At 70.2% G+C, this 14,069-nt stretch carries 10 protein-coding genes; 5 read left to right on the top strand and 5 right to left on the bottom strand.

Annotated elements, in window-relative coordinates; all coding sequences use genetic code 11:
• Positions 1–131: 131 nt before the first annotated feature.
• The 4 genes from ADK66_RS07330 to mce form a co-directional block, all read right to left on the bottom strand.
• Positions 132–2,324, bottom strand: a complete 2,193-nt coding sequence (locus tag ADK66_RS07330) for a hypothetical protein (protein ID WP_053653122.1) — start codon at positions 2,322–2,324, stop codon at positions 132–134.
• 177 nt (positions 2,325–2,501) lie between these two features.
• Complete coding sequence (locus tag ADK66_RS07325; protein ID WP_053653121.1) at positions 2,502–3,764, bottom strand: cell division protein DivIVA; 1,263 nt, start codon at positions 3,762–3,764, stop codon at positions 2,502–2,504.
• Positions 3,765–4,088: 324 nt separating this feature from the next.
• The gene (gene ccrA / locus ADK66_RS07320) at positions 4,089–5,444 is read right to left on the bottom strand and encodes a crotonyl-CoA carboxylase/reductase (protein WP_053653120.1); all 1,356 of its coding nucleotides are present in this window, start codon (positions 5,442–5,444) and stop codon (positions 4,089–4,091) included.
• A gap of 387 nt (positions 5,445–5,831) precedes the next feature.
• A complete protein-coding gene (mce, locus tag ADK66_RS07315; RefSeq protein WP_053653119.1) occupies positions 5,832–6,308 on the bottom strand; it encodes a methylmalonyl-CoA epimerase in 477 nt (158 codons plus the stop codon).
• 64 nt (positions 6,309–6,372) lie between these two features.
• Here mce and ADK66_RS07310 point away from each other — a divergent pair, with 64 nt between their 5' ends.
• The 5 genes from ADK66_RS07310 to ADK66_RS07290 all read left to right on the top strand — a co-directional run bounded on the left by ADK66_RS07310 (position 6,373) and on the right by ADK66_RS07290 (position 11,957).
• On the top strand, positions 6,373–7,572 hold the full coding sequence (locus ADK66_RS07310; protein WP_053653118.1) for an acetyl-CoA C-acetyltransferase: 1,200 nt from the start codon (positions 6,373–6,375) through the stop codon (positions 7,570–7,572).
• A gap of 55 nt (positions 7,573–7,627) precedes the next feature.
• A complete protein-coding gene (gene meaB, locus ADK66_RS07305; protein WP_053653117.1) occupies positions 7,628–8,632 on the top strand; it encodes a methylmalonyl Co-A mutase-associated GTPase MeaB in 1,005 nt (334 codons plus the stop codon).
• A 225-nt stretch (positions 8,633–8,857) separates the two neighbouring features.
• Positions 8,858–9,277 (top strand): Asp23/Gls24 family envelope stress response protein, encoded by a 420-nt coding sequence (locus ADK66_RS07300; RefSeq protein ID WP_053653116.1) that lies wholly within the window; start codon positions 8,858–8,860, stop codon positions 9,275–9,277.
• A 208-nt stretch (positions 9,278–9,485) separates the two neighbouring features.
• A complete protein-coding gene (locus ADK66_RS07295; RefSeq protein WP_231639947.1) occupies positions 9,486–10,283 on the top strand; it encodes a FadR/GntR family transcriptional regulator in 798 nt (265 codons plus the stop codon).
• A 195-nt stretch (positions 10,284–10,478) separates the two neighbouring features.
• The gene (locus tag ADK66_RS07290; RefSeq protein WP_053653115.1) at positions 10,479–11,957 is read left to right on the top strand and encodes a P1 family peptidase; all 1,479 of its coding nucleotides are present in this window, start codon (positions 10,479–10,481) and stop codon (positions 11,955–11,957) included.
• A gap of 566 nt (positions 11,958–12,523) precedes the next feature.
• Here the strand turns inward: ADK66_RS07290 and ADK66_RS07285 are convergent.
• Positions 12,524–14,011 carry an ABC transporter substrate-binding protein gene (locus tag ADK66_RS07285; RefSeq protein ID WP_231639946.1) on the bottom strand — a complete coding sequence of 496 codons (1,488 nt, stop codon included), beginning with the start codon at positions 14,009–14,011 and terminating at the stop codon, positions 12,524–12,526.
• Positions 14,012–14,069 lie beyond the last annotated feature (58 nt).

Here is a 14,069-nt window from a genome sequence, read left to right as displayed (position 1 = left end):
GGGTTGCGGGGTTGCGGGGTCGCGGGGTGTGAGGGGTCTGCTTGCCTTTCGTTTACGTGCAGTTGCTGGTACCTCTCGCGTGTCCGGAGGCGAACCCACCGCCGCGCCGCAATGTTCTGCGGCGGTAGCCGTTAGTCCTTTTCGATCTTGACCTTGCTCGGCTTGGCGCTGCGCTCGTCGGTGGTCGGCTTGCTGGGCCGCTTGCCGTTCTCACCGGTGCTGGTGATCTTGGTCGGCTTGGTGCCTCGGCCACCTTCGCCGGGCACTGCGGCCACCGTCGGCTCGCCGTCCACGCCCGCGCTGGCCGCGGCGCCGTCGACCGTGGTCACCGGCTCGGCGACCGGTCGGGTCGTCGACTGCCCGGACCCATCAGGCGTGGCAACCACTGGCTGCCCGACCGGTCGGGTCGTCGACTGCCCGTCCGCGTCCGCTGAAGCGCCCACCGGTTGCTTGGCGTCGGCGGGTTCGGCCTTAGGACCGGTGGTCGCGTCGGCGTCGCCGTTCACCGTGGGCGCAGGTGACCCGTCGCCGTTCATCGCGGGCACAGGTGACCCGTCACCGTTCACCGTGGTGGGCGCAGCCGGCCTGTCGCCGTTCACCGCGGCGGCTACAGCCGAGCCGTTGGCGGTGGTCGGCGCGGTCGGGCCCGTGGCGCTCTGCAACCGCAGCTCGGCCATCTGCCGTTCGAGCTCGTCGGACTCCTGGCGGGCCTTCCACGTCTCCTGCCGCAGATCGGCGAGTTGCTGCTGGGCCTGGGCGATCTCCAACATGACCTGGGCGAGCTGTTGCCGGCCGGCGGCAGCCTCCTGCTGCGTCGCCGCCAGGTGCTGCTGCGTGGTGGCCAGGTGCTGCTGGGTGGTGGCCGCGTACTCCTCGAACTGGCGGCGGGAAGCCGCCACGTGCTCGTCGGCCTTGCGGCGCTTGTCGCCCGCCTCGGTCTCGGCCCGGCTCAGCAGCTCGGCGGCCTCGGTCTCGGCCCGCTCGCGCATCGCCGAGGCGTCCTGCTCGGCGGCCAGGCGGATCGCGGCGGCGCCCTGCTCGATCTCGTTCTTGCGGCTGGTGTACTCGGTCTCCAGCTCGTTCTTACGGGCCGAGTGCTCGGCTTCCAGCTCGTCGCTGCGCGCGGCCCAGGTCGTCTCCAACTCCTGCTGGCGGCCGGTGAACGCGGCCTCCAGCTCCTGCTGGCGGGCCTTGTGCTGCTTATCCAACTCGTCGCGGCGCTTGGCGAACTCCTGCTCGGCGGTGGACCGGCGCTGGGCCAGCTCCCGGTCGGCCGCCTCCCGCCGGGAGTTGACCTCCTGCTCCACGCCGGCCCGCCACGCGCCCAACTCCTGCTGGGTCTGCGCCCGCGCCTGCTGCACGTACGTCTCGGTCTCGGTGCGCATCCGCTGCACGTACGCCTCGGTCTCGGCTCGGCTGCGCTTGGCCGACTCCGACGCCTGCGTGGTCAGACGCTCCGCCTCCTGCTGGGCTTTGGCCCGGGTGGCCCGGCCCGCCATCGACGCGTCGTCGATGATCTGCTTGGCCTCCTGCTGCGCCTTCGCGTGGGTCGCCCGGCCGGCCTCGGTCGCGGTGTCGGTGAGCCGCTTGGCCTCCTGCTGGGCCTTGGCGTGCACCTCCTTGGCCGCCTCCCGCAGATCGCTGGCCTCCTGCCGCGCCGTGGCCAGCGCCTCGCGGGCGGCCTCACGCAGCTTGGTGGCCTCCTGCTGGGCGCGGGTGTGGATCTCCTTGGCGGTGTCCCGGAGTTGGGTGGCCTCCTGCTGGGCCTTGGCGAGCTCGTCCTGAGCCGTTTTGCGCAGCTTCGCCGACTCGTCCCGGGCCGACCGCAGGGTCTCGTCCGCCTCAGCGCGTCGAGCGGCGCTGTGCCGCTCCTCCTCCTGGCGGCGGGCGGCGAGCGCGATCTCGAAGTCCTTCAGCGCCCGCGCGGCCTGCTCGCGGGCCTCCTCGATGATGTGCTCGGCGGCGGCGCGACGGCCCTCGATCTCCTCGTTCGCCGCCGACAGGATCTGCTCGGCCTGCTCCTCGGCGAGCGTGAGGATCGACTCGACGCGCGGGCCCAGATGGCGGAACGAGGCGCGGTCCACAACGTTCATCTGCTTGCGGACCTGCGTCAGATCCCGCTGGAGCACCTCGACCTGGCCGGCCAGTTTGTGGATCTGTGTATAGGCCTGTTCCCGTTCGGCGGCGAGGGTCGCGATCTCGTGCTCGGCACGCGCGACGTACCGGTCGACCTGTTTCTTCTCATACCCCCGCAGAGCGGACTCGAAGCTGGGCTCCGTGGTCACGTCCCCGCCGAGAGCGAACAGTTCCTCGCCGTGCGACATGCCCCCATCCTCACACGCATCGGACCCTGCTGGGGCGATACGGACGCCCCTTGTGGGACCTACTTCACTTGGTCGCGAGCCCGCGATGCCAGTGGGTGGGAAACGCACACGGCGCGAGGTCACACCGGTTACCCGGTGTCACCTCGCGCCGTCGATGCCCCGCCCTGACGCCTCGCGTCAGCCAGCGGTCTCCGCGGTCACCCGCTCCTGACCGCCATCGGCCTTCTTCGCCTCCGGCTTGGCCGCCGGGGCGGCAGCCGCCGGTACGCCGGGAACGATGCCGGCGAGCCCGGAGAGCATCTGACCGAGCTGCGAGGTGACGGCGTCCTTCTGCCGGGTGAGGTCCTCGACCTCGCGGCGGGCAGCTTGGGTGGTCAGCTCGGCCTCGGTGCGGGCCTCGGTGAGCAGGCGCTGCGACTCGGCCTTGGCCTCGTTGAGCGTCTTCTCGGAGTGCGCCTTGGCCTTGTCGATCGTCTCGTTGGCGTGGCGCTCCGACTCGACACGGCGGGCCTCGGCGCGCTGCTCGATCTCCTTGGCGCGCTCCTGCGCGGCCCGGGCGCGCTGCTCGGCCTCGCTCACCAGCTTCTGGGTCTGCGCGACCTGGGCGGCGTGCCGCTCGGACTCCTCGCGCTCGGCCTTCTCGCGCCGCTCGGCCAGCTGAAGCTCCAGGGCCTGGAGGTCCTTGTCGCGCTTGTCCCGCGCGTCGGTGAGCAGCTTGGTGGCCTCGGCGCGCTTCTCCTCGGCCTCGCGGGCGGCCTTGGCCCGCTGCTGGGTGATCTCCCGCTCGGCGGTGGCCCGGAGGGTGGCGACCTCACGCTCGACAGTCGACTTCAGCTCGGCCACCTCGTGCGCGGTGACCGTACGCAGCTGCTTGGTCTCGCGGTCCGCGTCAGCGCGCAGCGTGTCGGCCTCGCGGCGGGCCTGCACCCGTACCTCGGCGGCCTCGCGCTCGGCGGCGGTGCGCAGGTTTCCGGCCTCGCGCTCGGCGCTGGCCTTCATCGCGGCGGCTTCGGCGCGGGCCTTGTCCGTGATCTCGCGGGCCTCCAGGCGGGCGGCGGAGAGGATGCCCTCCGACTCGCGCTTGGCCTCGTTGCGGTGGTCGTTGGCCTGCTCCTCGGCGAGCCGCAGGATCTGCTCGACCCGGGTGCCGAGGCCGGACAGGGTGGGCCGGCTGTTCTCTTCGAGCTGCTTGTTGGTGTCCGTGAGCTTCTGCTCGAGGGCACTCATGCGCTGCTCGGCCTGGCGGAGCCGACGCTGGGCGTCGTTCATCCGCTGCTCGGCCTCGGCGCGGGCCTGCTCGGACTGGGTCAGCGCGGCCGTCATCCGGCCGATGAAGTCATCGACCTGGTGAGTGTTGTATCCGCGCAGGCCAACGGTGAAATCTGGCTGCGAGTTCGCGTTATCGAAGAACGCGAGAGGGGAGGACTGCTGCTGGGGCATTGGGACATACTGGCAGACGCCCCAGGGTGCTTCGCAAGAGCGGTGCGGAGCTTTCGTGTCCTCTTTACATGGTCAACTCACCTGCTCGGTGAGGTCGGACCAATGGGCGATCTTGGCAGGTCCCGGGCGGGACGGACGCCACGCAGCGTGAGGAGAAAAAGGGCCACCGGTACGCCCGGTGGCCCTTTGTTCGATGCGGAACGGCATCCCGCTAATGGGGGCGCAAGAACAATGGCCGATCACCGCATTGGTCATCCGGTCCTCGTCCATCCGGCCGGCGACTCGACAGGTGGCCCGGTCGGCGTCCCGTGGCGGGGTCGCCCCTCACTGCCCCCGGAACCTGTTGATCGCCTCCTCGTGGCGGGCGCGCAGTTCCCCGTCGCGGACGCCAAGCCCGTCGGTGGGTGCGAGGCAGCGCACGCCGACCTTGCCCTGGTGGGCGTTGCGGTGCACCTCGTACGCCGCCTGACCGGTCTGCTCCAGCGGGTAGGTGCGGGACACCGTCGGGTGCACCTTGCCGAGCGCGACGAGACGGTTGGCCTGCCACGCCTCGTGGTAGTTGGCGAAGTGGCTGCCGACGATCCGCTTGAGGTGCATCCACAGGTAGCGGTTGTCGTACTGGTGGTTGTAGCCGCTCGTGGACGCGCAGGTGACGATCGTGCCGCCCTTCTTGGCGACGTAGACGCTGGCGCCGAACGTCTCCCGGCCCGGGTGCTCGAAGACGATGTCCGGGTCCTCACCGCTGGTCAGCTCCCGGATGCGCTCGCCGAAGCGGCGCCACTCGTCCTGGTCCTGGGTCTGCTCGTCCTTCCAGAACCGGAACCCCTCGGCGGTGCGATCGATGACCAGCTCCGCGCCCATCTTGCGGCACAGTTCGGCCTTCTCCGGCGAGGAGACCACGCAGACGGGGATCGCGCCGCCGTTGAGCGCCATCTGGGTGGCGTACCCGCCGAGGCCGCCCGAGGCGCCCCAGATCAGCACCACGTCACCCTGCTTCATGTTGGCGCCGTGGTGCGAGACGAGCTGCCGGTACGCGGTGGAGTTGACCAGACCCGGGCTTGCCGCCTCCTCCCAGGTGAGGTGTCGCGGCTTGGGCATCAGCTGGTTGGCCTTGACGATGGCCAGCTCGGCCAGCCCACCGAAGTTGGTCTCGAAGCCCCAGATCCGCTGCTGCGGATCGAGCATGGTGTCGTCGTGCCCGGCCGCGTCCTCCAGCTCGACCGAGAGGCAGTGCGCGACGACCTCGTCGCCGGCCGCCCAGCGGGTCACGCCGGGCCCGGTGCGCAGCACCACGCCGGCCGCGTCCGAGCCGACCACGTGGTACGGGAGGTCGTGCCGCCGGGTCAGCTCGGAGATCCGGCCGTAGCGCTGAAGGAACTTGAAGGTGGGCAGCGGCTCGAAGATGCTCGTCCACACCGTGTTGTAGTTGATCGCGCTGGCCATCACCGCGATCAACGCCTCGCCCGGCCCGAGTTCCGGAGTCGGCACCTCCTGCACGTGCAGTGCCTTGCGAGGGTCCTTGTCCCGGGTGGCCATGCCCTCGAACATCCGGGCTTCCTCGGCGCGGACGACCACGCCCCGGTAGCTCTCCGGCACGGGCAGACCGGCAACGCCGGCGAGCTCGCGGTCCGGATCGTTTGATTCCTCCGCCGCCATGATCGCTTCGAGGATGTCCTGCACGGTGACCTCCGGTTAGTCCGCACCCGCACGGGCCCGGGTGCTGCCATCGTCGGCGCCGGTGGGCACGACCGCCATGTCGTCATTCGACACATCCGGCACCCTTCGCGCTCCTGTGGGGCGGGACGTTACTGAACGGTAGCTAGGGCGGGAAGCTTCTGTGAAAAACTGCATCGGCCGATGCGTGAAGGTGTCCGACGATCCCGCGAACCGCGCACCGACGTGCTTGCGAGGGCCGGACCTGCGGGTGCGGGACGCAACGCGCGGCCGGGTGGGCGGCCCGGAGACGACAACAACGTCAGGGATGTGGTTGCCTCGCTGGCGGCGGAGGCAACCACATCCCTGACGTTGTGGGGTCCCGCGCGATCGGTGCGCGGCGTCGGCGCCGCCTCAGTGGGTGGTGGCGGCCGGTTCGACGAGTTCGACGAGTACGCCGCCCGCGTCCTTGGGGTGCACGAAGTTGATCCGGGAGTCCGCCGTGCCTCGCCGCGGGGCGTCGTAGAGCAGTCGCATCCCCCGGGCGCGCAGCGCCGCACAGGCCGCGTCGATGTCGACCACCGTGTACGCGACCTGCTGCACGCCCGGCCCGCTGCGGTCGAGGAACTTGGCGATCGTCGACTCGGGGCTGAGCGGGGCGAGCAGCTGCACGCAGCCGCCCTCGGTCGTCGGTCCGACGGCCAGCATCGCTTCTCGGACGCCCTGCTCGGTGTTCGTCTCGGTGTGCACGCACCGCATCCCGAACGTCCGCTCGTAGAAGTCGATCGCGGCGTCGAGGTCGTGCACGGCGATGCCGACGTGGTCGATCTTGCGAAGCCCGATGTCTGTGACGTAGTCCGCACCGGGCTCGACGGGGGAGTTCTCTGCCATGGCGTTAGTCTGACCGAACCATCGTTCAGGCGTACAGCTCGGGCACCCCCCCTCGGAGGCAGGCATGGCTTCGGTGATCGTCAGCGGCGCGCGCACCCCCATGGGGCGGCTGTTGGGCAACCTCAAGGACCTTCCGGCCACGAAGCTCGGCGGGATCGCGATCAAGGCGGCCCTGGAGCGGGCCGGTGTCAGCCCGGACCAGGTCCAGTACGTGATCATGGGGCAGGTGCTCCAGGCCGGCGCCGGTCAGATCCCGGCGCGGCAGGCGGCGGTCGAGGCCGGCGTACCGATGTCGGTGCCGGCGCTGACGATCAACAAGGTGTGCCTCTCCGGCCTGGACGCGATCGCTCTCGCCGACCAGCTCATCCGGGCCGGCGAGTTCGACATCGTGGTGGCCGGCGGCATGGAGTCGATGACGAACGCCCCGCACCTGCTGATGGGCCAGCGCTCCGGCTACAAGTACGGCGACGTGGTGATCAAGGACCACATGGCCCACGACGGGCTCAGCGACGCCTGGGACTGCTGCTCCATGGGTGAGTCGACCGAGCGGCTCGGCACGAAGCACGGCATCTCCCGCGAGGAGCAGGACACCTTCGCCGCCGCCAGCCACCAGCGGGCTGCCGCCGCGCAGAAGAACGGCCACTTCGCCGAGGAGATCACCCCGGTGCTGATCCCGCAGCGTAAGGGCGACCCGGTGGTGATCAGCGACGACGAGGGCATCCGCCCGGACACCACCGCCGAGTCGCTGGCCAAGCTGCGTCCCGCGTTCACCAAGGACGGCACCATCACCGCCGGCAGTTCCTCGCCGATCTCCGACGGCGCGGCGGCAGTGGTCGTCATGAGCAAGGCGAAGGCCAACGAGCTGGGGCTGACCTGGCTGGCCGAGATCGGCGCGCACGGCAACGTGGCCGGTCCCGACAACTCCCTGCACTCCCAGCCGTCCAACGCGATCAACCACGCCCTGAAGAAGGGCGGACTGAGCGTGGAGGACCTGGACCTCATCGAGATCAACGAGGCGTTCGCGCAGGTCGGCATCCAGTCCATCCGTGACCTCGGCATCAGCGCGGACAAGGTCAACGTCAACGGCGGCGCGATCGCGCTGGGCCACCCGATCGGCATGTCCGGCGCGCGGCTCGTCCTCACCCTCGCGCTGGAGTTGAAGCGGCGCGGCGGCGGCACGGGCGCGGCGGCGCTCTGCGGTGGCGGTGGCCAGGGCGACGCGCTGATCATCCACGTGCCGGGAAACGCAGCGGCCGACAAGTGAGCGCGACGAGGAAGCCGGCTTCGCGGGTCCCGCGGCAGTCGACGAAGATGGCACAGTGAGCGAATCGGTCGACAACGTACCGGCGGCGGCCACCACATCGGTGCGCCGCAGCCGGGACGTACCGCAGCTTGTCGAGCGGGCCCGCACGGGTGACCCCCGCGCGGTGGCCCGGCTGATCACCCTGGTGGAGAACGGCGACGCGCTGCTGCCGGAGATCGCCGCCGCCCTGACGCCGTACGCCGGGCAGGCCCAGGTTGTCGGTCTGACAGGTTCGCCCGGGGTGGGCAAGTCGACCACCACCAACGAGCTGGTCCGCGCGCTGCGGGCGCGCGGCCATCGGGTCGGCGTGTTGGCGGTCGACCCGTCCAGCCCGTTCACCGGCGGGGCGATCCTCGGCGACCGCGTACGCATGCAGGACCACGCCACCGACCCGGGCGTCTACATCCGGTCGATGTCCAGCCGTGGGCACCTCGGCGGGCTGTCGGCGGCGACGCCCCAGGCGGTCCGGGTGCTTGAGGGTGCCGGCTGCGACGTGGTGCTCGTGGAGACCGTCGGCGTCGGGCAGGCCGAGGTGGAGGTCGCCTCGCTCGCCGACACCACGCTCGTGCTGCTGGCGCCGGGCATGGGTGACGCCATCCAGGCGGTCAAGGCCGGCATCCTGGAGATCGCCGACGTCTTCGTTGTCAACAAGGCCGACCGGGACGGCGTCGACGCCACCGTCCGCGACATCCAGGGCATGATCGCCCTCGGGGAACGCGGGCCGGGGCAGTGGCGGCCGCAGGTCGTCCGCGCGATCGCCGCCCGGGCCGAGGGCATCGACGACATCGCCGCCGCCATCGACAAGCACCGCGGCTGGCTCGTCGAGCACGGCGAGCTGCGCCGCCGGCAGGAGGCGCGGGCCGCCGCCGAGATCGAGGCCATCGCGCTCGGCACCCTCCGCGCGCGGATCGGTTCCCTGCGCGACGGTACGGAGCTGCCGACGCTCGCCGCCCAGGTGGCCGAGGGCAGCCTCGATCCGTACGCGGCTGCGGACGAGCTGCTCGCTCAACTCGCTCGCTGACCCGGTCGGTACGCCGGCGACGGTCCACGTCAACCGGGACGTATCGGATCGGCAGCGCCCGATGCGCCGGCCTCCGTCGCTCGTACGGCAGTGGCACCCGCGCCCACAGACGACCATCGCTGCGGCTTTAGTAGGCTCGCGGCGCGCGGCCGGAAGTGCGGCTGTCACGCAGCGGGCTGACGAGACGGTCGGTCCACAGTGCGTCGGACCAGGGGAGAATCGATCATGACGGACGCGGTGGAGAACGCCGGTGGAGTGCAGGCCGCAACGGGCGCGGCCCGGGGCGTCACGTCGGTTTCCGACGAGGTCGTGGAGAAGATCGCCGGAGCCGCGGCCCGTTCCGTGCCCGGTGTCGCCGACCTCGGTGGTGACGTGGCCCGGTTCTTCAACACCATCCTGGACAAGGTCGGCCTGGACGAGGTGGGCGACGCTCGCCGTGGCGTCTCGGCCGACGTGAAGGGCAGCTCGGCGGTCATCAACGTGGTCCTGGTGATCGACTCCGGTCACGTCGTTACCGACGTGACCGAGGCGGTACGGGCCGCAGTGATCGAGGCAGTGGAGAAGTACGGCCTGACAGTCACCGAGGTCAACGTCACTGTGGACGACATCGAGATGGACAAGCCGGGAGCGGCAGCCGGAGCCTGAGGTGTCGGTACCCGTCGGCGAACCGGAGGCGGCGACGTTTCTGCCCCCCGCGTGAACGGGCGGGACCCTAGACTGGTTGCTCACGCTCTGGTTTCCGTGCGTCACGTCCCGGTCCGAACGAAGCGGTTGCACGCCTCGGCGAGCATGGCCTGCGGGCTTGCGACAGCGGAGCGGGGCCTGCCTTCCCGGCGGGGGAATGACCCGTACCGTGGTGCTCGGCGGCGCCCGGCCGCCGCGCGTCGGGAGGTTCACCATGCCCAAGGGTGCCCCGTTCGCCCCCGTGCGCACCGTGAAGGCGTACGAGGGGATCGTCCGGCAGGTCGAGGACCGGATCGCCGCTGGCGACCTGCGGCCGGGCGACCGGTTGCCGAGCGAGCGCGAGCTGACGACTCAGTTCGATGTCAGCAGGTCCACGGTGCGTGAGGCCCTCCGTGTCCTGGAGAGCAGCGGTCTGATTCGTTCGCGTCCCGGTGACCCCCTCGGGCCTCAGGTCATCGCCTCGACCGCCTCGGCGATGCGCAAGTCCTTCGCCCGCGTCGTGGCCAGCCGCCGGCTGGGCGTGGCGGAGCTGCTGCAGTTCCGGATGCTCATCGAGTCGGCTGCCGGTTCCGTGGCGGCCCGGCTTGCGTCGCCGTCCGAGTTGGACGAGCTTGAGCAGGCGCTCGTGGAGATGCGGGATGCCGTGGCCCACGGGTACGAAGCCTTCAGCGCGGCCGACGTCCGCTTCCACGAGCACGTCGCCAGCTTGTCGGGGAACGAACTGCTTGTGCTCTGCCTCGACGCTGTCCGGAGCATGGTGTTGGATCTGATCTCCACCAAGCTCGCGGAGGCCCCGGACCGCGAGGCCCTCATGGAGCGCACTCTGGCTCACCACCGTCGGGTCCTCGATGCCATGCGAGCGGGGGAGGCCGAAGAGGTCGCCCGGCTGACCCGCCAGGAATTGCACCATTACTACGCGGAATATGTGCAAGAGCATCGACGGTCGATGGTGGACGTATTGCTCTGAAAGCCGGGGCTGCGCACCAACTTTTACTGATTTGGGCTTGACCTTGAAATGAGTCGAGCTCTTCCGCTCAACTGGTCTGACCAGTAGCCTCCCCAGCATCGCTCCTCGTGGCCACGCGAGTGACACCGCTGTTGACCAAGGCATCGTTCGCCCACCTCAGTGGACGTTCGCACTGTTTCGCATGGGAGAAGCTCCATGAAATCGTCCAGAATCGCGGTACTCGCCGCGGCAGCCCTGGCATGCCAGGGACTTGTGCTCGTCGGCGCAGCGCCCGCATCCGCCAATCCCGCCGCCGGCGCGCCTGGCGCTCACAACGCCATCACCGACGTCCCCGGCATCCATGTCGGGCAGGTCCAGTCCGACACGGCCCCGTACCTGACCGGCACCTCGGTCGTGTACATGCCGACGATGTCCGTGGCGAGCGTGGACCAGCGCGGCGGTGCCCCCGCCACGAAGGAAACCGACCTGCTCAGCCCGCTCAACTCCAACCCCGGCGTCAACGCGATCCAGCTCGGCGGCAGCAGCATGTACGGGCTCTCCGCCACCAACGGGATCATCCGCTGGCTGGAGGACCGGGGCGAGGGCGTTCGCGTCGGCGCCGGAGGCGTGGCCCCGATCGTGCCAGCCGCGGACATCTTCGACCTCGGTCGCGGCGGTGACGCCAAGGCGCGTACGTCCGCCGAGTGGGGCTACCTCGCCGCGCAGGCCACGTCGGCCGGCCCGGTCCGGCAGGGTGGCGTCGGCGGTGGCACCGGTGCCCGCGGCGGCGGTATGCGTGGAGGCGTCGGCACCGCCAGTGTCCACCTTGGTGACGGCATCTACGTCGGCGCGATGGTGATCGTCAACCCGGCCGGTTCCCCTGTCGACCCGGCCGACTGCACCCTGTACGGCGTCAAGTACGGCATCGGCAACGAGTTCGCCGGCTACAAGGCCCCCAAGAAGAAGGAGTGCAACCCGAGCGGCGCCTCGGCTGCCGCCGAGCAGCCGGCGAACACCACGATCGCCGTGGTGGCCACCAACGCTCCGCTGGAGAAGGCCGCTGCCCAGCGCATGTCCGGCAACTCGCACGACGGCATGGCCCGCGCCATCAGCCCGATCCACACGCTCGGCGACGGTGACACCGTCTTCGCGGTGTCCACCGGCAAGGGTGAGGCGCTGCAGATCAACGACCCGGCCGACAGCCGCCAGCTCAACGCCATCTTCAACGCCGGTGCCAACACGCTGGCCCGCGCCATCGCCAAGGCGGTTCTCTCGTCCGAGAGCATCGGCAACACCACCAGCTACTGCGACCGCTACCCCTCGGCGTGCAAGGGCATGAAGCAGCTCAAGCAGTGGCGTACCCAGGGCGAGGCGCCGACCGTGACGCCGGAGACCTTCGCCCAGGCGTCCCAGGCGCTGGCGCAGACGCCGGTCCCCGCGCCGGTTGCCAAGGAGAAGGACAAGGGCAAGGGCAAGGGCGCTGCGGCCAGCAACGGCGCTGCTCCGGCGTCCGACAACTCCCGTGAGTCGTCGCGGGAGGGCATGGTCCTCACCGCCGGCAGCAGCGACGGCGGCCCCGGTGCCCCGACTGGTGCGACAGTGGCGCTGTTGGCCGCGGTCGTCCTCGGCCTCGGCCTGATGGGGAGGCATGTGCTGGGACGCCGGCGGCTGCTGCCCCTGAGCCGGCTCCGCTGACCACGCACTGTCCACTGAGCTTCACCACGTCGCGCCTCTAGGTGCGCACGACGATCGAGGCGGGTTCCGTCCACCGGACGGAGCCCGCCTCGCTTTCTGCGTCGGGTCACTGGGGTCCTACCGAAGATTCGGCCCGCGATCTCGATGGTCAGGGGCCCGGCAAGTGCGCTGCCGAGGCCGGCCGCGTGGTACCGCCCGTCGCAGGTGAGTGCGATGGCGTGAGACTCGTCCTCGTCCGTCAGGCCGGACCGCCGAGAACGCCCGTGGGCGTACTCGGCAACGCAGCCCTCAGCGGTGAGGGCTGGCGCCGTCGCCCGGAGGTGGCGGGACCCGGGGGTGTCGTCGCCCGGAGGCGGCGGGGGCGCGGAGGCGGCGGGGCGCGGACACCGACCGGGCGCTGCGACTGACCGGCAGCGGTGCGGTCTGCCTCGAAGGGCGCACCGAGCGAGGGCCGAACACCAAGACCGAGCGAGGGCCGAACACCAAGACCGAGCGGGGGCCGAACACCAAGAAGGACCTGGCGGGCCGGAGCCCTCCCAGGTCCTTCTTTGGGTCGGAGGAGTTGGTCAGCTGCTCTTCGACACCTTCGTGACGTCGAACGACTGGGTCACCGCGTCCTTCGGGTAGCCCTCGACACCCTGGCGGATCACTGCCAGGTTCGGCAGCAGGAAGAGCCAGTCGCTGGCGGCCTCCTTGGAGATGACGGCAGCGGCCTCGGCGAACTTCTTGTCCCGGACCGTCGCGTCCAGGGCCGTGTCGGCCTCCTTCATGAGCTGCGCGACGGCCGGGTTGTTGTACCGGTAGTAGTAGTCCGGCTGGCTGTAGCGGATGAGGTCACGCGGCTCGACGTGCGCGATGATCGACAGGTCGTAGTTGGCCTTGCCGAGCACCTTGTCGAGCCACTGCGGCATCTCGACGTTGTTCTGGGTCACTGTGATGCCGACCTCGGCCAGCTGCGAGGCCACGAACTGCGCCGACGAGCGGGCGTACCCCGGCGGCGGCACGTCCATCGTCAGGGTCAGCCCGTTGGCGTGACCGGCCGCGGCCAGCAGCTCCTTCGCCTTGGCGGGGTCGTGCGGGAAGTCGCCGGTGCGGTCCTCGTACCAGGGGTCACTCGGCGGCACCATGCTGCCGATCAGCGTCCCGTACCCGGACCAGACGGTCTTGACGAGCGCCTGGTGGTCGATCGCGTGGCGGATCGCCTGACGCACCCGGACATCGGCCAGCGGCCCCTTGGTGTTGTTCATCGCCATGACGACCTCACCTGTCGTCACGCCCTCGACCACCTGGAACTGGTTGTTGCCCTTGAACACCTCAAGGAGCTGTGGCGCCTGGATGTTCGCCACGATGTCCAGCTGACCGGACAGCATGGCGTTGTTCAGCGCGTTCGGGTCGGTGATGTACCTGAAGACGGCAGTGCCGACCTTGGCAGCCTCACCCCAGTAGTTGTCGCTGCGGGCCAGGGTGATGCTGTCGCCCCGGTTCCACTTCTCGAACTTGAACGGGCCGGTGCCGTTCGGTGCGGTGTCCAGCTTGTCGGCGCCCTCCTTGAGCACAACGCCGACTCGACCCGCGATGTCGAACAGCCAGCTCTGGCTGGCCCGCGAGAGGGTCACTACCACTGTGGACTCGTCCGGTGCGTCGACGGCCGAGACGACCTGCATCTGCGACTTGAACGGGTTCGTCGAGCCCTCCGCGATCACCCGCTTGAAGCTCCACACGACGTCCTGTGCCGTGAGCTTCTGTCCGTCGTGGAAGGTCACGCCGCTGCGGAGCTTGAACGTGTACTTGGTGCCGTCGTCGGACATCGACCACTCGCTCGCCAGCAGCGGTTTCACCTCGCCGCTGGCCGGGTCCTGGCGCACCAGGCCCTCGTACACGTTGTAGAGGAGAACCTGCGGGATCGCCGCGCCGGCCTCGGCCGTCAGGTCGAGGCTCACAGGCTCCAGGTAGGCACCCAGGGTGAGCGTTCCGCCGCCGGAACCGCCCTCGGTGCTCTTTGCGTCGCCACCGCCACTGCAGGCCGTAAGAGCCAGTGCAGTGGCGAGCAGCACGGCGGGCCACTTTATCGTCAGCCGATTCATTCGTGTCGTCCCATCGCGAAGAACGCCA

Source organism: Micromonospora sp. NRRL B-16802 (assembly GCF_001279555.1).
Classification (GTDB): Bacteria; Actinomycetota; Actinomycetes; order Mycobacteriales; family Micromonosporaceae; genus Micromonospora; species Micromonospora profundi.
The sequence above is the reverse complement of the archived record's forward strand: the minus strand, read 5'-3'. Positions and strand labels throughout refer to the sequence as shown.

Coding starts and splice junctions, on each gene's coding strand:
- ADK66_RS07330 (WP_053653122.1), bottom strand. CDS start 2,324: ATGTCGCACGGCGAGGAACTGTTCGCTCTCGGCGGGGACGTGACCACG.
- ADK66_RS07325 (WP_053653121.1), bottom strand. CDS start 3,764: ATGCCCCAGCAGCAGTCCTCCCCTCTCGCGTTCTTCGATAACGCGAAC.
- mce (WP_053653119.1), bottom strand. CDS start 6,308: ATGGCAGAGAACTCCCCCGTCGAGCCCGGTGCGGACTACGTCACAGAC.
- ADK66_RS07310 (WP_053653118.1), top strand. CDS start 6,373: ATGGCTTCGGTGATCGTCAGCGGCGCGCGCACCCCCATGGGGCGGCTG.
- ADK66_RS07300 (WP_053653116.1), top strand. CDS start 8,858: ATGACGGACGCGGTGGAGAACGCCGGTGGAGTGCAGGCCGCAACGGGC.
- ADK66_RS07290 (WP_053653115.1), top strand. CDS start 10,479: ATGAAATCGTCCAGAATCGCGGTACTCGCCGCGGCAGCCCTGGCATGC.